The sequence below is a fragment of the Methylobacterium sp. Leaf112 genome (assembly GCF_001423295.1).
GTDB lineage: Bacteria > Pseudomonadota > Alphaproteobacteria > Rhizobiales > Beijerinckiaceae > Methylobacterium.
Map to the genome: position 1 here is coordinate 170,080 of NZ_LMNG01000029.1, position 20,265 is coordinate 190,344.

At 70.8% G+C, this 20,265-nt stretch carries 16 protein-coding genes; 11 read left to right on the forward strand and 5 right to left on the reverse strand.

The window, feature by feature from the left end:
- The first annotated feature begins 57 nt into the window (after positions 1 to 57).
- Positions 58 to 918 carry a pantoate--beta-alanine ligase gene (panC, locus tag ASF52_RS13270; RefSeq protein ID WP_056172727.1) on the forward strand — a complete coding sequence of 287 codons (861 nt, stop codon included), beginning with the start codon at positions 58 to 60 and terminating at the stop codon, positions 916 to 918.
- Here the strand turns inward: panC and ASF52_RS13275 are convergent.
- The 5 genes from ASF52_RS13275 to ASF52_RS13295 all read right to left on the reverse strand — a co-directional run bounded on the left by ASF52_RS13275 (position 908) and on the right by ASF52_RS13295 (position 6,562).
- On the reverse strand, positions 908 to 2,077 hold the full coding sequence (locus ASF52_RS13275; protein ID WP_056172730.1) for an extracellular catalytic domain type 1 short-chain-length polyhydroxyalkanoate depolymerase: 1,170 nt from the start codon (positions 2,075 to 2,077) through the stop codon (positions 908 to 910). The genes panC and ASF52_RS13275 overlap by 11 nt on opposite strands.
- Positions 2,078 to 2,174: 97 nt before the next feature.
- Positions 2,175 to 2,600 (reverse strand): CopG family transcriptional regulator, encoded by a 426-nt coding sequence (locus tag ASF52_RS13280; RefSeq protein ID WP_443136681.1) that lies wholly within the window; start codon positions 2,598 to 2,600, stop codon positions 2,175 to 2,177.
- A 181-nt stretch (positions 2,601 to 2,781) separates the two neighbouring features.
- The gene (locus ASF52_RS13285) at positions 2,782 to 5,034 is read right to left on the reverse strand and encodes a xanthine dehydrogenase family protein molybdopterin-binding subunit (RefSeq protein ID WP_056172735.1); all 2,253 of its coding nucleotides are present in this window, start codon (positions 5,032 to 5,034) and stop codon (positions 2,782 to 2,784) included.
- Positions 5,035 to 5,048: 14 nt separating this feature from the next.
- Complete coding sequence (locus ASF52_RS13290; protein WP_056172738.1) at positions 5,049 to 6,059, reverse strand: FAD binding domain-containing protein; 1,011 nt, start codon at positions 6,057 to 6,059, stop codon at positions 5,049 to 5,051.
- Positions 6,056 to 6,562 (reverse strand): (2Fe-2S)-binding protein, encoded by a 507-nt coding sequence (locus ASF52_RS13295; protein WP_056172741.1) that lies wholly within the window; start codon positions 6,560 to 6,562, stop codon positions 6,056 to 6,058. The genes ASF52_RS13290 and ASF52_RS13295 overlap by 4 nt, the downstream gene beginning before the upstream one ends.
- A gap of 213 nt (positions 6,563 to 6,775) precedes the next feature.
- On the opposite strand from ASF52_RS13295, the gene ASF52_RS13300 reads away from it, so the two are divergent.
- The 10 genes from ASF52_RS13300 (at position 6,776) to ASF52_RS13345 (ending at position 20,241) form a co-directional block, all read left to right on the forward strand.
- The gene (locus ASF52_RS13300; protein ID WP_056172743.1) at positions 6,776 to 8,173 is read left to right on the forward strand and encodes a M20/M25/M40 family metallo-hydrolase; all 1,398 of its coding nucleotides are present in this window, start codon (positions 6,776 to 6,778) and stop codon (positions 8,171 to 8,173) included.
- Between the two features lie 44 nt (positions 8,174 to 8,217).
- Positions 8,218 to 8,892 carry a hypothetical protein gene (locus ASF52_RS13305; protein ID WP_056172747.1) on the forward strand — a complete coding sequence of 225 codons (675 nt, stop codon included), beginning with the start codon at positions 8,218 to 8,220 and terminating at the stop codon, positions 8,890 to 8,892.
- Positions 8,889 to 10,754 carry a glycosyltransferase gene (locus ASF52_RS13310; RefSeq protein WP_338011710.1) on the forward strand — a complete coding sequence of 622 codons (1,866 nt, stop codon included), beginning with the start codon at positions 8,889 to 8,891 and terminating at the stop codon, positions 10,752 to 10,754. The genes ASF52_RS13305 and ASF52_RS13310 overlap by 4 nt, the downstream gene beginning before the upstream one ends.
- A complete protein-coding gene (locus ASF52_RS13315) occupies positions 10,751 to 12,835 on the forward strand; it encodes a glycosyltransferase (protein WP_244473808.1) in 2,085 nt (694 codons plus the stop codon). Before ASF52_RS13310 ends, ASF52_RS13315 begins: the two co-directional genes overlap by 4 nt.
- The gene (locus ASF52_RS13320) at positions 12,832 to 13,698 is read left to right on the forward strand and encodes a hypothetical protein (RefSeq protein WP_056172754.1); all 867 of its coding nucleotides are present in this window, start codon (positions 12,832 to 12,834) and stop codon (positions 13,696 to 13,698) included. The genes ASF52_RS13315 and ASF52_RS13320 overlap by 4 nt, the downstream gene beginning before the upstream one ends.
- A gap of 94 nt (positions 13,699 to 13,792) precedes the next feature.
- Positions 13,793 to 14,965: an FIST N-terminal domain-containing protein gene (locus ASF52_RS13325; RefSeq protein WP_056172757.1), complete on the forward strand. Its 1,173-nt coding sequence runs from the start codon at positions 13,793 to 13,795 to the stop codon at positions 14,963 to 14,965.
- A 65-nt stretch (positions 14,966 to 15,030) separates the two neighbouring features.
- On the forward strand, positions 15,031 to 16,314 hold the full coding sequence (locus ASF52_RS13330) for a hybrid sensor histidine kinase/response regulator (RefSeq protein WP_082483830.1): 1,284 nt from the start codon (positions 15,031 to 15,033) through the stop codon (positions 16,312 to 16,314).
- Positions 16,315 to 16,324: 10 nt separating this feature from the next.
- Positions 16,325 to 17,686 carry a glutamate--tRNA ligase gene (gene gltX / locus ASF52_RS13335; RefSeq protein ID WP_056172763.1) on the forward strand — a complete coding sequence of 454 codons (1,362 nt, stop codon included), beginning with the start codon at positions 16,325 to 16,327 and terminating at the stop codon, positions 17,684 to 17,686.
- 176 nt (positions 17,687 to 17,862) lie between these two features.
- A complete protein-coding gene (locus ASF52_RS13340) occupies positions 17,863 to 18,510 on the forward strand; it encodes an HAD family hydrolase (RefSeq protein WP_244473809.1) in 648 nt (215 codons plus the stop codon).
- A 108-nt stretch (positions 18,511 to 18,618) separates the two neighbouring features.
- Positions 18,619 to 20,241: a tetratricopeptide repeat protein gene (locus tag ASF52_RS13345; RefSeq protein WP_156630138.1), complete on the forward strand. Its 1,623-nt coding sequence runs from the start codon at positions 18,619 to 18,621 to the stop codon at positions 20,239 to 20,241.
- Positions 20,242 to 20,265: the final 24 nt, after the last annotated feature.

The following is a 20,265-nucleotide window of genomic DNA, read 5'->3' on the forward strand; positions in this document are numbered from 1 at the left end:
GGATGCGGGCGGGCGTTTAGGTCTGCGGCCAGACCCGTGACCCGGACGGAAGCCGCAATGCCCGATTCATCCCTCCTTCGCTTCGAGGCCGTGGCGCCGTTGCGCGCGCAAGGCGCGGCGTGGCGCAAGGCCGGCGAATCCGTGGTGCTGGTGCCGACCATGGGGGCCCTGCATGCGGGCCACCTCGCCCTCGTGGCGCGGGCGCGTGAGTTGGGACGCCGCGTGGTGGCGAGCATCTTCGTCAACCCGACGCAGTTCGGCCCGACCGAGGATTTTTCGCGGTATCCGCGCGATACGGAGGCCGATCTGGCCCTCCTGGCGGAGGCCGGGGCCGATGCCGCCTACTTGCCCGATGTCGCTGCCATGTATCCGCCGGACTTTTCCACCCGCGTCGAGGTCGATAGCCTCACGCAGGGCCTGTGCGGCCAGTTCCGCCCGGGGCATTTTTCCGGGGTCGCCACCGTGGTGACGAAGCTCCTCAATCGGGTGCAGCCCGACATCGCTCTGTTCGGCGAGAAGGATTATCAGCAGCTTCAGGTGATCCGCCGCGCCGTGCGCGACCTCGACCTGCCCGTGGAGATCCAGGGCGTGGCGACCCTTCGCGAGGCGGACGGCCTCGCCCTGTCCTCGCGCAACCGCTACCTCAGCCCCGAGGAGCGCCGCGCCGCGCCGCGCCTGCATGCGGTCCTGTCGGCCATCGCCACGGGCCTCGCCGCCGGAGCCGAGGCGGAGCCGCTGGTGGCCGGGGGCCGGGCCGAACTGGAGGCGGCGGGTTTTTCGCCCGTGCAGTATTTGGAGGTCCGCGACGCCGAGACCCTGGAGCCGGCGACGCGGGCCAGCCGGCCCGTACGGGTTCTGGCGGCGGCCTATCTCGGCCGCACCCGCCTCATCGACAACGTGGCCGCACTCAGGACTTGAGGGGGTTGGCGAGGAAGAAGTTCAGCATGGCGCGCGACGCGTCCGGCCCACGCGGATCGGTGTAGCTTCCAGCCATAGTGCCGCCCGACCAGGCGTGGCCGAGTCCCCGGACCAACCAGCTCTCGACGGAGACGTGCCCGGCCGCATCGGCGTAGCGGGTGCGGATGTAGGGAAGTCCGCCGGGGCTGACGGCCTCGGTGACTTCGGGGGTCAAACCGGCGATGCCCGCCTGGGTGAGCGCCTGCTCGCCGTTGAGCGGATTGACCGTGCCGTCACTCTCGCCGTGGACCACGATGGTCGGCATGGGCGTGACGGGGGCGATGCAATCGGCCGCCGCCACGGGCCCGAGGCGCATCACGGTCAACGCCGCCGAGACGTCGCGGGCGCACCCTGCCGCCAACCCCGAATGGATGCCCACCGCCGCGAAGAGTTCGGGATAGGCGTGGGCCACGTTGGCCGCCGCCGCCCCGCCCGCCGAGAGGCCGGCGATGAAGACGTGGCGGGGATTGATCCGATGCTCGGCGACGACCGCGCGGGTCATGCCGGCGATGATGCCGGTCTCGCCGGCCTCGCGGTCCTGGTCGCCCGGTTGGAACCAGTTCCAGCAGCGCTGCCCGTTGGCCCGGCTCGTCTGGCCGGGATAGAGGACGTAGAATCCGTGCGTCTCAGCCAGGGTGTTCATCCCGGTGCCGGCGGCGAAGTCGGCCGGCGACTGGCTGCAGCCGTGAAGCATCACCACCAGGGGGCGGGTGCCCGGATGGGCCTTGGGCACGAACAGCTTGTACTCGCGGGTCCCGTGCGGACCCGTATGGCTGCCGTCGGTGAAGCTGCTCTCGCCGGTGGTGGCGGGCTCCGGGGTGGCGGGCATCGCCTCCTCGTCCGGTCTGCGCCCGACGCGGCCCGATACGCCGAGCCCTTCCAGGACGGGCGCGACGCTGCGCTCCAGACCCTGCGTCACCGACTCGACCACCTTGCGCAGGCGGTCGGTCAGACCGGCGGTTTCTGCTGGCTGGGACACGTGGCCGTGCGGCTCGAGACCTTCGTTCATGCTGCGCTGGATCAGAGCCGATGCGTCGCCGAGGCGCCCCGTGGCGGTGAGCCGGGTCGCCTCCATCATGTCGGCCAAGCGGTCCTGCATCCGGTTCTGTTGATCGCTCATCGGAGATTCGCTTTCAGGTTCTGCGCGGCACCAGGGGACGCACGAACGGTCCGGGGCGGGGTTGGAAGGGCGGGGCTTGACGATAAGGCGAGGGTAGTCAGCGCAACCGGTCGGCCAGCGCCGCCTTGACGGCGGGACTCGCCTGCAGGCTGCCCATGACCTCGATGGACGCGATGGTCTCGCGCGCGAGTTCGGGGGAGACGTCGGCGGCGATGCTGGCGAGTCCCAGGACACGGATATCCAGGGTGGTGCCGGCAGCGCGATGGGCTTCGAGATCGAGGCGGCCGTAGTGGCGCAGACCGAGTTCCACGTGTTTGCGGGCCACGGATTGACGCGTCACGTCGGCGTGGCGGACGATCTGATTGCGGACGGCCGTGTGGATGAAGTCGGAGCGGTTGGCATAAAGGCTTTCGGAAACGAGAAGGTCGATATGCCCGAGGTCGACGTAGCCGAGGTTGATCGTGATCTTCTCGCTGTCACCGACCCGCGTTGTGGGCCGTGGCCTCTGCAGAATGTCCGACACGTCCCGCTCCGCTACCATCTCCACAGCTGGTATATGGAGGATGAATGGTGCGACGCAATATGAAATATTGCGCTGCACTTCCGTGTTTGGATGCCATGCGTCCCACGCAAATCTCTACCTTCCACCGACTTGGAAACCGGTGTGTTCGACATCGGAAATTTGTCGCGGATGCGACCGGGGCTCAGGCCAGGAGCTTGTCGATGGTGATCGGCAGTTCTCGGATGCGCTTGCCCGTGGCGTGGAACACCGCGTTGGCCACCGCCGCCGCCGTTCCCACGATGCCGATCTCACCGAGCCCCTTCACGCCCATGGGATTGGCCTTGTCCTCCTCGTCGACGAAGATCACGTCGATGTCTTGGATGTCGGCGTTCACGGGCACGTGATACTCGCCGAGATTGTGGTTCATGAACCGGCCCAGCGTGTGGTCGAGCATCGATTCCTCTTCCAGGGCCGAGCCGATCCCCATGACCACGCCGCCGAGGATCTGGCTGCGTGCGGTCTTGAGGTTGAGGATCTTGCCCGCCGCGATGGCGGAGACCACGCGGGTGACGCGGATCACGCCGAGATCCTCGTCGATCTTCACTTCAACGAACACCGCCGAGTGGGTGTAGGGCGAGAAGGCCTTCTGGTGCGCGGCATCCGGCCCGGCCGAGCCCGTGGCCTCCAGGGTTTCCGTGCCGGTGGCCCTCAGCACATCGGTGATGGCGATGCTGCGGGACGCGTCGCCCGCTACCCCGATGTGCCCATCCTTGAACACCGCGCGGTCGAAATCGACGTTGGCGAGCGGGGAATCGTCGAGCCCGCGCGCCAAGGCGAAGAGTTGCCCGGCGAGATCCTGGCAGGCCCGCATCACCGCCGTGCCGGAGGACGCCGCCGTCCACGAGCCGCCGGCGAGCGGCGCCTCGGCGAGGTCGGTGTCGCCGAGCTTCGTCGTCACGTCCTCCATCCGCAGCCCGAGGGTGTCGGCGGCGATCTGGGTCAGGATGGTATATGTGCCTGTGCCGATGTCGCCCGTGGCATTGCCGACCGTGAGCTTGCCGTCCCGGGTCAGCGTGGCGCTCGCGCTCGACTGCTGCATCATCGATTCCCAAATGCCCGTGGCCATGCCCCAGCCGACGAGTTCGCGCCCGTCGCGCATGGAGCGCGGCTCCGGATTGCGGGTCGACCATCCGAAGCGCTCCGCGCCTTCCGCGAAGCAGGCCCGCAGGGATTTGGAGCTGAACGGCTTGCCCTCCGTCCGGTCGCTCTCGCTGTAGTTCTTGAGGCGAAGGGCGATGGGGTCCTGCCCCGTCTCGTAGGCGAGTTCGTCCATGGCGATTTCGAGCGCCATCACGCCCGTGACGGCGCCGGGGGCGCGCATGTCGGACGGCGTGTAGGTGTCGAGCTGGGCGAGCTTGTAGGAGAGGGCGACGTTGTCGCAATCGTAGAGCACGCCCGACCAGTTGACGACGACCTCCTGGTAATCCTCGAAGTTCGAGGTGCCCGAGATGGCGTCGTGCCGGATCGACCGAAGGCCGCCCGAGGCATCCGCGCCCAGCGACACGGTCTGGAGCACGTCGGGGCGGTAGCCGAAGGTGAACATCTGGTCGCGGGTCAGCACCACCCGCACGGAGCGTTCCAGGGCGCGGGCGGCCAGCACGGCGAGGAAGAGCTGGTATTGCGGGCGCAGGCCCGAGCCGAAGCCGCCGCCGAGATACGGGTTGAGGACGCGCACATCCTCCTTCTTCATACCGAACACCGCGGCGATGTAGCCGTGGGTGTTCACGACGCCCTGGATCTTGTCGTAGACGGTGATCTTGCCGTCGCCCTCCCACACCACCGTGGAGGCGTGGGGCTCCATCGGGTTGTGATGCTCCACGGCCAGGCGATAATCCTGCGAGACCTTGATCGGCGCCGCGTCGAAGGCGCCCGGGGCGTCGCCCCACGGGGCCGGCGGCGGCTTGATGCCCGAGCGCTTCTTCGGCGGCTCGTAGGCGAGCTCGCGCTGGGCCTCGAGATCGGTGGTCGGGGCCTCGGCCTCGTAGGCGACCTTGACGAGGGACGCGGCGTGGCGGGCCGTGTCGAAATCCTCGGCGACGACCAGGGCGACGGGCTGACCGCTGTACTGGATCTTGTCGTCGTAGAGGGCCCGGAACGGCGAGCCGGGCGGGGCCACCATGTCCTGGTAATTGTAGTCGAGCCACGCCGTGCGGGGCCGGTTCTCGTGGGTGAGGACCTTGATCACGCCCGGCACGGCTTCGGCGGCGGCGGTGTCGAGGGCGGTGATGCGGCCGCGGGCGATGCCGCTCGACACGACATAGCCGTGGGCGAGGTCCGGCGCGGAAAACTCACCGGCGTACTTCGCCTGCCCGGTGACCTTGGCCGGACCGTCGACGCGGCTGCGCGCCGTGCCCACGTAGGTGTCCGTGCCGGAGGAATTGATGGACTTGGCCATGGAGCGGAGTTCCTTCAGGCGATGCGCTTGTCGGACTGCGACTGGGGCGTGCCGGCGGCGGCCTGGGACAGGCCGCGCACGAGGGCGCGTCGCGTGAGTTCGACCTTGAACGCGTTCTCGGATTGGGGCTGGGCCGCGGCGACCACGATGTTGGCGGCGGCCGCGAAGGTCTCGTGCGTCGCCGGCTTTCCGGCGAGGAAGGCTTCGGCTTCCCTGTCGCGCCACGGCTTGTGGGCGACGCCGCCCAGGGCGAACCGGGCGGACCGGATCGTATCGCCGTCGAGGGTCATCACGGCGGCGACCGACACGAGGGCGAAGGCATAGGACAGGCGGTCGCGCAGCTTGAGGTAGGTATGGTGCGGGCCGAAGGTCTCGTCGGGAAGGTCGACGGAGAGCACGATCTCGCCGGGCTTCAGCGTGGTGTCGCGCTCCGGATTGTCCTCCGGCAGGCGGTGGTACTCGGCGAACGGAATCGTCCGCTCGCCCTCCGGCCCCGCGACCCGCACCACCGCGTCGAGGGCGGCCAGGCCCACGCACATGTCGGAGGGATGGGTGGCGATGCAGCTCGGGCTCGTGCCGAAGATGGCGTGGATGCGGTTGAGGCCGCCGATGGCCGGGCAGCCGGAGCCGGGCAGGCGTTTGTTGCAGGGTGTCGCTTCGTCGTAGAAATAGTAGCAGCGGGTGCGCTGGTTGAGGTTGCCGCCCGTCGTGGCGGCGTTGCGCAACTGGCCCGAGGCCCCCGCCAGGATCGCGCTGGCGAGCAACGGGTAACGCTCCTTCACCTGCGCGTCGTACGCGACGGTGGAATTGGTCACGAGGGCGCCGATGCTGAGGCCGCCGTCGCGCGCCGCGATGGCGTCGAGGGGCAGACGGGTGATGTCGACGAGGCGGCCCGGCTGCTCGACGTTGTATTTCATCAGATCGACGAGGTTGGTGCCGCCGGCGATGAAGCGCGCGTTGCCCCCTGCCACCGCCTTCACGGCGTCGGCGACGGTCTCGGGGCGGACGTAATCGAAGCGGTTCATTTCGCGGCTCCCGCCTGCATCACGTCTTCGATGGCGTCGACGATGTTGGTGTAGGCGCCGCAGCGACAGATGTTGCCGCTCATGGCCTCGCGGATCTCTTCGCGCGAATGCGCGTGGCCCTCCGTCATCATGCCCACCGCCGAGCAGAGCTGTCCGGGCGTGCAGTAACCGCACTGGAACGCATCGTGCTCGACGAAGGCCGCCTGGAGCGGGTGGAGACCGGCGCCCTCGGCCAGGCCCTCGACGGTGGTGATGCTGGCCCCGTCCTTCATCACGGCGAGGGCCAGACAGGAATTGATCCGCACCCCGTCGACCAGCACCGTACAGGCGCCGCACTGGCCGTGATCGCAGCCCTTCTTCGTGCCGGTGAGGTCAAGATCCTCGCGCAGCAGGTCGAGGAGGGTGGTCCACGGGGCGACGTCGAGGGTGCGGGCCTGCCCGTTGATCGTCAGGCTGATGGCGATGGTGTTCGCCGCGCCGGGCGCGCCGCTTTCGATGAGCATGGCATGTGTCCGTGACAGAAGCAGCGACCGCAACGGCCGCCGGATTTCGGAAATTCGGTCGAAACGGCAGGCAGGGGGAAAATCACCGTCCCTGGTCGGTCCACTCGATAACCGTTCCAGATTGCGCCTGTTCCCTTCAGGGCCCGGCGGGAAGGTTTGCGCCCTCACGGCACCTCGGCTAACCCGGTGTCGATTCCCGACGAAGGACGTCCGATGACTGCGCTCGCTCCGGTTCTCAACGACATCGACCGCGATCTCGACAACGCCCTGGAGCGCCTGTTCGCGTTCCTGCGCATCCCGTCCGTCTCCACCGATGCCGCCTACGCACCCCATTGCCGCGCGGCGGCGCAGTGGCTGGAAGGCACGCTGACGGCGCTCGGCTTCGAGACCGGCATCCACGAGACCTCGCTGCATCCGGTGGTGCTGGCCCATGCGCCGAAGCCCGGCACACCGCACGTGCTGTTCTACGGCCATTACGACGTGCAGCCGGTCGACCCCCTGGCCCTGTGGGAGACGCCGCCCTTCGAGCCGCGCATGGCCCTGAACGCCAAGGGCGAGCAGCAGATCGTCGCGCGCGGCGCCTCCGACGACAAGGGTCAGGTCATGACCTTCATCGAGGCCTGCCGGGCGCATCTGGCCATGGAGGGCGAGCTGCCCTGCGGCGTCACCATCCTGATCGAGGGCGCGGAGGAGAACGGCTCGCAGGGCCTGCCCGAATGGGTCGCGGCGAACCGCGACAAGCTCGACGCCGACATCGTGCTCGTGTGCGACACCAGCATGTGGAACCCCACCACGCCGGCCATCACCACGTCCCTGCGCGGCCTCGCGTATTTCGAGGTGAAGGTGCGTTGCGCCGACCGCGACCTGCATTCGGGCTTCTTCGGGGGCGCGGCGCGCAACCCCATCCACGTCCTGTCGAAGATCATCGCCGATCTGCACGACGCCGACGGCAAGGTGGCGCTACCGGGCTTCTACGAGGGCGTGCGCGAGACGCCGCAGGCCATCCTCGACCAGTGGCGCGGCCTCGACTTCACGGCGGAGACGTTCCTCGGCCCCATCGGCCTATCGGAGCCAGCCGGCGAGCACGGGCGCATGCTCATCGAACTCGTCCAGTCGCGGCCCGCCTGCGACGTCAACGGCATCATCGGCGGTTATACGGGCGAGGGCACCAAGACGGTGATCGCCGGCGAGGCCAGCGCCAAGGTCTCGTTCCGCCTCGTGGACGATCAGGACCCCGAGCGGCTCGCCCGCACCTTCGAGGCCTTCGTGCGTGAAAGAATCCCCGCCGACTGCTCCGTCGAGGTGATCTGCTACAAGGGCAGCCGCGCGATCAGCCTGCCCTACGACATGCCGGAACTCGACCTCGCCCGCGCGGCGCTGGCCGAGGAATGGGGCGTGCCCGCCGTGACCATCGGGGCCGGCGGCTCGATTCCCATCGTGGGCGACTTCAAACGGCTGCTGGACCGCAACACGCTCCTGATCGGCTTCGGCCTCGACGACGACCGCATCCACTCACCCAACGAGAAGTACGACCTGAAGAGCTTCCACAAGGGCACCCGCTCCTGGGCCCGCATCCTGGCGGCCTTCGGCGCCGCCGGGCGGGCGGCCTGAGGGCTGTCGGAGAAACGCGACTTGCGTATCCGCGTCCCGTCCCGATGACGGAGCCATCCGCGCAGCGGGTCGACGGACATCTCTTCGCGGTGGGCGAAGGCGTCTTCGTCGTCCGCTATCCCCTGTCCACCGCCCTGCCGATTCCCCTGGGCCTCGGCGCGGGCGAACTCCTGACCTGGGCGTTCTGCGGCCTAGGCCGGCCCGGCACGGAGCCGATGGCGCTCCTCGTCCTCTCCGCCCACGATCCGGGTGGGAGCCTGACCGTCGCGACGCATTTCCACGATCTGCTCGTCTCGGTTCCGCCGCCGCGTCCGGCGGCCGAACTCGATCCGGCCGAGCGCGCGGCCCTGTGCCCGGCCGTGCTCGGCGCCCTGACCCCCGCGACCTACGGCGCCCTCACCCCGTTGCTGGCGCTCCTCGGCCCCGCCCTGTCGGCCCTCGCCGAAAGTCGGGAGGCCTCGGCCGGCGCACCCGACCTCGCGCTAGCGGGTTCGGGCGAGGCGACCCTGACGGGCAGCCGTGTCCCGAGCGTCCTGATGCTGCGCTCCGGTGCCCGGTGGCGCTGCGCCCGGGTGGCGCGGGCCCGCTTGCGTTTCGGTGCCGCGCCCCATGCGGTCCTCACCCTCGATCCCGTCTGGGGCGAGCCCGCCACGGGCACCACCGACGCCGCCCTCCTCGTCGGATCGGACGGGATCACCGCCGTTCGGGTGCGCCCGTGAGCCGCCCGACCGTCCTCGTGATCGCGCCGATGCCGGCCTTCCCGACGAGCGCCGGCAACCGGCGCCGCCTCGTCACCACCTGCGAATCCCTGGCGCGGGGCGGGTTCGCCGTCGATCTCGCCTACTTCGCCCACGAAGACCAGATCTACCGCCGCTTCGGCCAGCACCCGCCCACCGATGCGTCGGCCATGGCCCGGCATTTCCAGCGGACCTTCTGGATCGAACCGAAGGCCGCGATCCCCCTCAAGACGCGCGCCCGGCACTTCGATATCGACGATTGGTGCCCCGACGAACTCGTGGACTTCGTCGCCTGGTACTGTGCGGCCTACCCCGAGACCCGCGCCGTCCTGGTCAATTACGTGTTCCTGTCGCGCTGCCTCGCGGCGGTGCCGCCCGGCCGACTCACCCTCATCGACACCCACGATCGCTTCGCCGACCGGCAGGCGCAGTACCGCCCGTTTCGGGCCGAGCCGAATTTCTTCTACACCGACGTGGCCGGGGAAGCGGCCGGGCTCGACCGGGCGGACGTGGTGCTGGCGATTCAAGCGGAGGAGGCGGCGCATTTCGCGGCGATCACGCGCGCGCACATCCACCTCCTGCCGCCGCATTTCCCGGCCCGCCGGCCGTTCCGCGCCCCCGAGCGCCTCGCCCGGATCGGCTTCATCGGCCACGGCAACGATCCGAACCTTTTCTCCATCGGGCGCTTCGCCGAAGCCTGGAGCGCGGATTGTAGACCGGGCCGGCCGATCCTCGTCATCGCCGGCGAGATCTGCGCGGGCCTCGGGGCGAGGCCACGACCGGGCATCGAGTTAGCCGGCTATGTCGATCGGATCGAGGACTTCTACGACGGCGTCGATCTCGTCGTGGCACCGATGCTCATGGGCAGCGGTCTCAAGATGAAGGTCGCCGAGGCCCTCTCTTTCGGCGTCCCCGTCATCGGCACCAGCATCGGTTTCGAGGGTTTTTCGCCCATCGCTCCGGCCCATCGCTGCGCAGGTGTGGACGAGGTCAAGGCGCAGGTGCTCACCCTCGTGGAAGACGCCCGCGGGCTGGCGGCGCTGACAGAGGCCTGCGCGAATTTATTTGCCAGCTATAATTCCGGCACGCAGGTGGCGGAGGACGCGCTTCTGACGCTCTTGCGGGCGCACATCGGAGATCTGATCCCCGAACGCGGCGATGCGGTGCCTCCCGCAGCCATCGATGAACACGATCCGGTCACCCTGGCGTTGCCCGGTGGCGCCCTGACCTGCGTGGCCGGCCTCGGCACGGCGGAGCCGGACGATGCCCGACACGGCATTCTCATCGCCACCGAACGCGCGGCCCCGCCGGGCACGGCCCCCTATTCGCCCGAGCGGCGGCGCTGGTTCGTGCAAGCGGAGCAGGGACCCTCGAGGGGAATCGCGAGCGGCCTCGCCGGAGCCGAAGTCGCCCTTGGTCCCGAATGGGTGCGGGGGCGCCGGTTGCCGCCGGCCCTCCGCGCCGCCGTAGCGGTGGAGATCGCCGGGGTGCAGCCCGATTGGGAGGCCGAGGCGCGCCTCGTCGGCGCCGGACCCCGACGGTTCGTCCTAGCTCTGGCGCTGCCGAGTCACCTCGTCGTCGGCCGCCATCCGGGCGCGGCGTTTCTGATCGAACCCGACGCGGCGCTGGAACTGACCCTGGGCGCCATCACGCCCCTCGGGCTCGCCCAGGGGCTGCCGTTCCTGAGCGCGACGCGCACGGATCTCGCGCCCGTCCCGGCGAGCCTCACCCTGGACGGAGGAGAGGCGCCGACGAACGGAGGCCTTCTGCTGATCCTGCACGACGACCTCGTCGGCCGCGTTCGGCTGGCCGCCGCCGGCTCGTCCCCCGGACTTCACCCATGACGACTTCACCCACGACCACATCGCCCATGACGCCGCTGTTCGAAGCCGTCGATGCCGCCACCGGCCGCAAGGCCGCCCTCGCCGAGGCGGCCCTTATCTGGAATTCCCTGTTCCTCAACGATGTCCGCATCGGCTTCCGATCGGAAGCGACGCCGCGCGTGTCCATCGTCATCGTCGCGCGCGGCGCCCGCCACATGCTGGCCTGGACCCTCTACCGCCTCGCCGCCGGGCAGGCCCTGGCTGGCGTGCCCTTCGAGGTCATCGTCGTCGACAACGCCTCCGATGCCGAGACCCGCACCCTGTTCGCCCGGGTCGACGGCGCCGAGGTTGTGCTCAACGACGAGAATATCGGCTTCGGCCCCGCCTGCAACGCGGGCGCGGCGCTGGCGCGCGGGCCGTATCTCCTGTTCCTCAACCCCGATGTCGACCTGATGCCCGGGGCTCTCCGCGCCCTCCTCGACACCTTCACGGAGTTCGACGCCGTCGGCATCGCCGGTGCCCGCCTCGTGTTCCCGGGCGGCGTCCTCCAGGAAGCCGGAGCGAATTTTCGCGACGACGCCCAGACCACGCATCCATACGGCCGGGGCGGCGCCGATGCCTTCGCGCCCGAGGCCTCCTTCGCCCGCGAAGTCGGCTACGTTTCGGGCGCCGTGCTGATGATCGAGGCCGCCCTGTTCGGGCAGCTCGGCGGGTTCGACGATTGGTTCGCGCCGGCCTATTTCGAGGACACGGATCTGTGCGTGCGCTGCCACCAGGCCGGGCGCCGGGTGGTGTATCAGCCCCGTGCCATCGCGATCCACGTCGAGAACGTCACAAGCGCCCGGCGCGACGACGTCGAGCGCCTGCTCGACCGCAACCGCGCGCGCTTTCGCGAGCGCCATGCGGCGTGGCTGTTCGGGCAGGGACCGCAGCGCACCGGCTTCGCCGCCCGCGACCACGACCCCTGGACCCTGCGCGTCCTCTACGTCGAGGACCGGGCGCCGCACCTCGACCTCGGTGCCGGCCTGCCGCGTGCCAACCACATCCTCAACGCCATGGCGGGTCTCGGCTACGCGGTGACGTTCTGCTCCATCCACGGCGAGCGCGAGGAACCGGGCCGGCTCACCCGCGACCTCTCCACCCGCATCGAGATCGTCGAGCCCTGCGGCGAGGCCGGCCTGCGCCGCCTCGTCCAGGAGCGGCCGGAATACTACGACGTGCTCTGGGTCAGCCGCCCGCCGAACATCGACCGGACTTGCCACGTGCTGCACGATCTCGGGCTCACCCCGCGGGATGTCGGGCGCTCCCGAATCGTGTTCGATTCGGAGGCCGTGTTCGCCCTGCGCGGCTTCGTCACCGAGGCGCTCTCCGGCGCTCCCGCCCACGGCCCCGCCCTGGCGCGGGCCTGCGCGCGCGAGATCCGCCACTTCGCCGTGGCCGACCACGTGGTCTGCGTCTCGGAGGCCGAGGCGCGGGTGCTGCGGGCGAGCGGCGTTCCCAACGCCACGGTGCTGGGCCATGCGCTGACCTTCCGGGACGACCCGCCCGATTTCTCGGCGCGCGACGGCTTCGTGTTCCTCGGGTCGCTGGCCCGCGAGGGCGAGCCCAACATCGATTCCCTCGATTGGTTCTTTTCGGACGTCTGGCCCCTTCTTCGCGCGCGTATGCCGGATGCGCACGTCACCCTCGTCGGCGCCGTGGCGCCGTCCATCCGTGAACGGCTTTCGGGCGAGGGGGTGCGGATCCTCGGCCGCGTCGACGCGGTCGGCCCGATCCTCGATGCCGCCCGCGTGTCGCTGGCCCCGACGCGCTTTGCCGCCGGCATCCCGCACAAGGTCCACGAGACCGTGGCGCACGGCCTGCCCGGCGTGGTCACGCCGATCCTCGCCGCGCAGATCGGCTGGCCGGACGGCACCGGCTCCCTGACCCGCGACTGGCGCGATCCGGCAGGCTTCGCCGAGGCCCTGGCGAGCCTCCACACGGACGACGCCCTCTGGACCGAGGTTCGGCGGGCCGGTCTCGATCGGATCCGGGCCGACTGCGACCCCACGCGCTACGCGCAGACCCTGCGCCGTCTCTGCGAGGCACCGACCTTCGCATGAGCGCGAAACCCAACCCCCGCCAGCGTGCCGTCGCGCGCATCACGGGACTCGTTCGTCGGCTCATCATCGGCCGTGTGCCGCGCCTGTTCGACGAGGCTTTCTACCGGACGCGCTACCCCGACGTGGCCCGTTCCGGGATCGACCCGTATTGGCACTACGTCCGGCGCGGCGCCGGCCTCGGCTACGATCCGAACGCGGATTTCGACACGGCGTATTATCGCCGCCAGAGTGGGCCGACCCGCCTCGACCCCGTGCGGCATTACCTGCGCACGGGCGCCGCCGCCGGCCTCGATCCGAGCCCGGCCTTCAGCACCCTGATGTATCTCGCCCGCTATCCCGATGTCGGGCGGGCGGGCATCAACCCCCTCCTGCATTTCCGTCAGGACGGGCGCCCCGAAGGCCGCATCGCCGCGCCGTCCTCCACCGGGCCCGACCAGTGGGTGGCGCTGGCCGGCGTGCGGGCCGCTCACCGGTGGGATTACCCCAGTGCGGAGACCCCGCGCTTTACCCTCGCTTTCCGGCGCGACATCCCCGTCGAGGCCTGCCCCAACGACGCGCCCCGGCTCTGCCTCGTCCTGACCCTCGACGAATCCGAGATGGCCGCCCTCGTGGCGACCGTCGAGGGCTTCGCACAGGGGATCGCGGACGCCGTCGCCCTCGACATCGACACGACCGCGCGACCGCACCCGCCGCGCCCGACGGCGATCCTCGCCCTGGAGCAGTGCTTCCACGGGACCGGCGCGGATGGGGAACGGCGCCTGCGCTACGCCGAGGCCCGGCTGTGGGACCTCGTACCCGAGCGGCCGCGCGTCCGCGCCATCGGCCGGGGCGGCGGCCTCTCCGTCGGCGTGCCCGCCGGCTGACGCGGCGCGCTTGCGTGCGTTCGGGCGCGCTGACACAGTCGGCGCAATGGGTTGACGGGCGCCAAGCCCGCGCCCGACGGCACGGGAGCGAGGCGTGAGCCAGGACACGCAGGTGCGCACGCATCTGTGCGGGATTCGAACGGCCTGGACGGATGCGTCCGAGGCGGGCCGCGCCGTATCCGAGATCGCCGCCGCCCTCGGCCCCGCCGAGCTGTCGCAGATCGTGGTGTTCTTCTCGTCCGATGTCTGCGTCGAGACCCTCAATCACGCTCTGACGAAGCACTTCCCCGGTGTGCCGGTCGCCGGCTGCACCATGTCGGGCGGGATCAGCCCGGCCGGGGGCCTCGCCCGAGGCCTCGTGCTCATCGCGTTTCCCATGGCCGGCTTTCGCATCGTCTCCGCGGTGCTCGACGCCATCGATCACCTCGACGTCGCCCGCACCGCCGCCGCCGTCCGCGCCCTGCGGCGCACCCTCGGCGGCGAGGCCGGCGAGCCGCCCCAGGGCGGGCGCTTCGCCCTCTCCCTCATCGACGGGCTCGCCAATGCCGAGGAGACCGTGGTCTCGGCCATCGCCTGGGCCCTCGACGGCATTCCCCTGGTCGGCGGCTCGGCCGGCGACGGCCTCGATTTCCGGGAGGCGACGCTCCTGCACGGCGGTGCGATCCACCGGCGGGCGGCGGTGCTGCTCCTCGTGGAGACCGATTACCCGACGCAGATCTTCAAGAGCGACAACTTCGAACCGACGACGACGAAGTTCGTGGTGACGGCCTCCGACGACGAGCGCCGCATCGTCTACGAGCTCAACGCCGAGCCGGCGGCGCGGGAATACGCCATGGCGGTGGGGCTCGACCCCGAAGGGCTCTCGCCGATGAGCTTTGCCGCCTATCCGTTGGCCGTTCGAATCGGCGGCGAGTATTTCTGCCGCTCGATCCGGCGCCTCGATCCGGAGAACGGGTCGCTCAGCTTCTTCTGCGCCATCGACGAGGGGGTGGTGCTCACCCTCGCCCGGCCGCGCGACATCGTCGCCGCCACCCGGGCCGAACTCGAACGCCTGGAGACGCAACTCGGCGGCATCGACCTCGTGATCGGGTTCGACTGCATCCTGCGCCGCCTCGACGCCGAGCACGCGCAAGGGCGCCACGGCATCTGCGACCTCTATCGGCGCTACGACGTCGTCGGCTTCGAGACCTACGGCGAGCAGTACCGGGCCATGCACCTCAACCAGACCTTCACGGGGATCGCCATCGGGCGGCGGCTGCTGCCGTGAGCGGTCCCCCGGATCCGGAGAGCGCGCAGCGCATCGCCAAGCTCGAGCGCATCAACGCGGCGCTGATGGCCCATGTCGAGCGCAGCATGGACCAGCAGGGCAGCGCTTATTCGCTGTTCCAGACGGCGATCATGCTGGAGGGCCGGGTCCGGTCGCGGACGGAGGAACTGACCGGGCTGATGCACAGCCTGGAGCGGTCCAACACGGCCCTGGTCGCGGCGAAGGAGGAGGCCGAGACGGCCAATCGCTCGAAGACCCGCTTCCTCGCCGCCGCCAGCCACGACCTGCTCCAGCCCCTCAACGCCGCCCGCCTCTCGGCCTCGGCCCTCGCCGACATGTCCCTCGGCCCGGACGCCCGGGCGATCTCGGGCCAGATCGAGCGCGGGCTGCAGACCATCGAGGACCTGATCAAGACCCTCCTGGACATCTCGAAGCTCGATGCCGGGGTGGTGCACCCCGTGATCCGGCCCGTGCGCCTCGCCGATCTCCTCGACGGCATCGCGGCGAGCTTCCGGCACACCGCCGAGGGCAAGGGCCTGCGCCTGCACGTGCGCGGGGCGGACCGCATGGTGGTCAGCGACCCGGTGATGCTCGGGCGCATCGTCCGGAATCTTGTCTCCAACGCCCTGCGCTACACCACCTCCGGCGGCGTCCTCCTCGCCGTGCGGTCGCGCGGGTCCGTGTGCCGGATCGAGGTCATCGACACCGGCTGCGGGATCGTTCCGGCCGAGCGCGCGCTGGTGTTCGAGGAATTCTATCGCGGACAGGCCGAGACACGGGATTGCGAGCCCGGCCTCGGTCTCGGGCTCTCCATCGTGCAGCGCATGGCGGCGGCCCTCGGCCATCCCCTCGCCCTCGCCTCCCGCCCCGGCCACGGCACCCGCGTCAGCCTGACCGTGCCCGTGAGCGCCGCCGCGCCGGCCCCCGAGGCGCGCGTCGGCCCCGTGGCCACGCGTCTGACCGGCGCCCGGATCCTCGTCGTGGAGAACGATCCGGCCACGGCCGACGCCCTCGCCCGCCTCCTGCGCAACTGGGACGCCGAGGTGTTCGTCTTCCGCGATCTCGCCGGGGTCGCGGCGGCGGACCTCCGGCCGGACCTGCTCATCCTCGACTATCACCTCGACAACGGCGCCTGCGGCCTCGCCGTCGCCGAGCACTTTCGCGACACGGCCGGACGCGTCCCGCCCGTCATCGTCACCACCGCCGACCACGGCGCCGCCATCGCGGCCGAGGTGGAGGCCCTGGGGGCCGAACTCGTCCACAAGCCGACCCGGCCGGCGCAGCTGCGCGCCCTTCTCACCGCCCTGCTGGCGGAAGCGGCGTTTTCCTCGCCTCCAACCGCCTGCTAGACGGTCGCGTATGACCACCGATCGCACCCCACCGCTCGTCCGCTTCGCACCTTCGCCCACGGGCTACCTGCACCTCGGCAATGCCCGGCCGGCGCTGCTCAACGCCCTGTTCGCGCGGACCCATGGCGGGCGCTTCCTCCTGCGCCTCGACGACACCGACCGGGAGCGCTCGACGCAGGAATTCGCCGAGGCCGTCGAGACGGATCTCGCCTGGCTCGGCATCGTGCCCGACTTGCGCGCCCGCCAGTCCGACCGGTCGGCGATCCACGATGCGGCGGCCGAACGTCTCAAGGCCGCGGGGCGGCTCTACCCCTGCTACGAGACCCAGGACGAGCTGGAGCGCCGGCGTCGGCGCCAGCTCGGGCGCGGCCAGCCGCCGATCTACGACCGGGCGGCGCTCGGCCTGACGGAGGCCGAGCGCGCCGCCCTCGAGGCCGAGGGGCGCACGCCGCATTGGCGGTTCAAGCTCGAACCCCGCACGGTGGGCTGGATCGACCTCGTGCGCGGCGAGGCCCATGTCGATTGCGCCTCCCTGTCCGATCCCGTGCTGATCCGGGCCGACGGCACCTACCTCTACACCCTGCCCTCCGTGGTGGACGACGCCGACCTCGGTGTGACCCACGTGATCCGGGGCGAGGACCACGTCACCAACACCGGCGTTCAGGTGCAGCTCTTCGAGGCCCTGGGGCATCCGGTCCCGGTCTTCGGCCACCACAATCTGCTGACCACGGCGGACGGGGAGGGGCTGTCGAAGCGCCTCGGTCACCTGTCCCTGCGGGGGTTGCGCGAGGCCGGCTACGAGCCGGCGGCCGTGCGGTCGCTCGCCGTCCTCACCGGCTCGGCCGAGGCCGTGCGGGCGGTGGCGTCGATGGACGAGCTGGCGAGCCTCGTCGACCTCGCCCACATCTCGCGGGCACCCGCCAAGTTCGATCCGCACGAGCTCGACGGCCTCAACGCCCGGCTCATCCACGCCATGCCGGTGGGCGAGGTCCGCGCCCGCCTCCTAGCCCTCGGCGTGCCGGAAGACGTGCTGGAGCCGTTCTGGCTCGGCGTGCGGGCCAACCTCGCCAAGGTCGCCGAGGCTGGGGATTGGTTGCGTGTCGTGACCGGACCCGTCACGCCCGTGATCGCCGACCCGGCCTTCATCGCAACGGCCGTCGATGTCCTGCCGGACGAGCCCTGGGACGGGGAGACGTGGAAGGCCTGGACCGGCGCCGTGAAGGCACGCACGGGCGCCAAGGGCAAGGCGCTGTTCATGCCCTTACGCCTCGCCCTGACCGGCCTGGAGCACGGCCCGGACCTGGCGGGGCTCCTGCCCCTCATCGGCCGCGCGCGGGTGCTGGAGCGGCTGGCGGGCGCGCGAACCCTCTAACCGCGTGGACGGAAGCGCATCCCGGGCGGCCCTCCCGTTGCCGTGGGCGTGTGCGACGCCCGCGATATCACCCCGGCCCTCGATCCCAACGCGCCTCGCGCCGGTGGAACCGTCATGCCCCCTCGCCCCAAGGTCGTCGCCTTCGACATCATCGGCACGGTGTTCAGCATGAGCCGATGCGGCCCGCGCTGGTCGCGTTGGGCCTGCCGCCCCTTGCCCTGGACTTCCTCTACCCCGCCGGACTGCGGGACACCTTCGCGTTGGCGGCGACCGGCACCTTCGCGCCCTTCCAGTCCGTGCTGTCGGGGTGCCTCGACGAGTTGATCGCCATGCAGGGCCTGGAGACCGCCCCGGAGCGCAGGCAGGCCGTCCTCGACATGATGAAGAGCCTTCCCCCGCACGAAGACGCCGGGGCCGCATTCCGGGTTCTCGCCGAAGCCGGCATTCGGATCTTCGCGTTGAGCAATGGCGCGGCCGGCACCACGCAGGGCCTGCTCGCCGCGGCGGGCCTGGCGGATCTCGTCGAGCGGGTTCTTTCCGTCGAGGACGTGAAGCTCGCAAAGCCACGCGCCGAGGTCTACCTCCACGCCGCACGGGCGGCCGGGGTCGCTCCGGGCGACATGGCCCTCATCGCGACCCATCCGTGGGATCTCCACGGCGCAATGGCCGCCGGCCTCACGGCGGGCTACGTCGCGCGCGGCCGTCCGTACTCGCCCGCCCTGCGGGCGCCGGACATCACCGGGGAGACCTTGCTGGACGTCGCCACGGCGGTGGTGCGGAGCCCGTCGTTCGAACCGGCGCCGGATGCTCGTCCCCGACCGTGAACCTCCCGCGCGGCGGCACACTCGCCGGGGTCTGCGCGTTGTGCGTGCGGAGGTTCGGCCCCTCGGGTCCGGGCCCGTAGGATCCGCGTGCGGAGCGGGAGGTTCAGGATGGTCCCAGGTCCGGTGCGGATGGCCGCGATCCTCGCGGCGACCCTGATGGGCGGCTCCGCCCGGGCGCTCGACGGCGGCCCGGCCCCGGAGCCGCAGGCCGCCGAGATCGCGACGGCCGGATGTGGGCGCGGCGACTGGGCCGCGCAGGTCGCCGCCTGCTCGCTGCTGCTGCGCGACAGGCCGTCGGATGCGAACGCCGAGACGGCCGACCTGCATCGCCGCCGCGCGATGGCCCTCCTCAAGCTCGGGCAACTCGCCGAGGCGGTGACCGATCTGGGAGAGGCGCTCAAGGGGGCTTCGACCTCGGATCTCTACTGGTGGCGCGCACACACCCTGCGACGCCTCGGGCGGACGGACGAGGCGATTCGCGACTACACCGAAGCCCTCAGGCTGACCCCGAACCAGCCCGCTCTCCTCAGCAATCGGTGCGGCGCCCAGGCGGATGGACTGCACCTCGATCGCGCCCTGGAGGATTGCAACGCGGCCCTCACGCTCATGCCGTCCTACGCCGATGCGCTGGGCAACCGCTGCTTCGTGCTGTTCCGGCAGGGGCGGGTCGCGCAGGCGCGACGCGATTGCGACACGGCGATCGGCCTCGTCCCGGCCAATCCCGCCATCCTCTCGATCCGGGCGGCCGTTCTGAATCAGATGGGCGAGAAGGAGGCCGCCCTCGCCGACATCGACGAGGCCCTTCGGATCGATCCGCGCAGGGCCGACAGCCATGTCCTGCGGGCCGGACTTCTGTTCGACCGGCACGATGCTGCCGGCGTTCTGGCGGCGGTGGACGCGGCCCTGCGCCTCGATCCGCGCAACAAGGAGGCGTTCCTCTGGCGCGCCAACGTCCTCAACAACACCGGCGCGCCGGACCGGGGCATCGCCGCCTGCGACGCGGCGATCGCCATCGATCCGTCCTACGCCCTCGCGTACTTCAACCGCGCCGTCGGTCACGCGGTCCGCGGGGAGCGGGATCGCGCGCTGGCCGATCTCGACACGTCCCTGCGCCTCGATCCGACCTACGCCCCGGCCTACCTCAACCGCGGGATCGCGCACCGGGGCAGGGGCGAGCCCGCCGCCGCGATCGCGGATTTCGACGCGTATCTGCGCCGCCAGCCGGACGGCGTCCTGGCCCTCTACGATCGAAGTCTCGCTAAGCGCGACCTCAAGGACTGGAGCGGCGCCCTGGCCGATGTGAACCGGGCGCTTGCGCTCGATCCGGGCATCGCGCTCGCCTATCAGGTGCGCGCCGGGCTCTACGAGCACTTCCGCGACGGTGCTCGGGCCGAGGCGGATTTCGCACGGGCGCTCCAGTTGGCGACGGATGCCACCGTGCGGGCCGTCACCCTGTACAACCGGGCCCTGATGTGGCGGCGCCGGAACGAATCCGTGCGGGCGATCGGCGACTTCAACGACGCCCTGACCCTGCGGCCGCACTGGGCCGAAGCGCTGTTCGAGCGCAGCATCGCCTACGGCCAGAAAGGCGACGTCGCGCGTGCCCGCGCCGATCTCGACAGGGCGCTCGGTCTCAAGCCGGACTTGCGCTACCACCCGCGCTTCGCGCGGGCGCGCGGCCTGGCCGACGGGACGCTATCCGGCATCGATGTGCCGGACTCCGAATTGTAGGGGGCCTCGACCGGGCGGCCCGGC

Bases quoted from the DNA above. Each gene is read 5' to 3' on its own strand.
- panC (WP_056172727.1), top strand. From the start codon at position 58: ATGCCCGATTCATCCCTCCTTCGCTTCGAGGCCGTGGCGCCGTTGCGC.
- ASF52_RS13275 (WP_056172730.1), bottom strand. From the start codon at position 2,077: ATGAGCGATCAACAGAACCGGATGCAGGACCGCTTGGCCGACATGATG.
- ASF52_RS13285 (WP_056172735.1), bottom strand. From the start codon at position 5,034: ATGGCCAAGTCCATCAATTCCTCCGGCACGGACACCTACGTGGGCACG.
- ASF52_RS13290 (WP_056172738.1), bottom strand. From the start codon at position 6,059: ATGAACCGCTTCGATTACGTCCGCCCCGAGACCGTCGCCGACGCCGTG.
- ASF52_RS13295 (WP_056172741.1), bottom strand. From the start codon at position 6,562: ATGCTCATCGAAAGCGGCGCGCCCGGCGCGGCGAACACCATCGCCATC.
- ASF52_RS13300 (WP_056172743.1), top strand. From the start codon at position 6,776: ATGACTGCGCTCGCTCCGGTTCTCAACGACATCGACCGCGATCTCGAC.
- ASF52_RS13305 (WP_056172747.1), top strand. From the start codon at position 8,218: ATGACGGAGCCATCCGCGCAGCGGGTCGACGGACATCTCTTCGCGGTG.
- ASF52_RS13315 (WP_244473808.1), top strand. From the start codon at position 10,751: ATGACGACTTCACCCACGACCACATCGCCCATGACGCCGCTGTTCGAA.
- ASF52_RS13320 (WP_056172754.1), top strand. From the start codon at position 12,832: ATGAGCGCGAAACCCAACCCCCGCCAGCGTGCCGTCGCGCGCATCACG.
- ASF52_RS13330 (WP_082483830.1), top strand. From the start codon at position 15,031: ATGGCCCATGTCGAGCGCAGCATGGACCAGCAGGGCAGCGCTTATTCG.
- gltX (WP_056172763.1), top strand. From the start codon at position 16,325: ATGACCACCGATCGCACCCCACCGCTCGTCCGCTTCGCACCTTCGCCC.
- ASF52_RS13340 (WP_244473809.1), top strand. From the start codon at position 17,863: ATGCGGCCCGCGCTGGTCGCGTTGGGCCTGCCGCCCCTTGCCCTGGAC.
- ASF52_RS13345 (WP_156630138.1), top strand. From the start codon at position 18,619: ATGGTCCCAGGTCCGGTGCGGATGGCCGCGATCCTCGCGGCGACCCTG.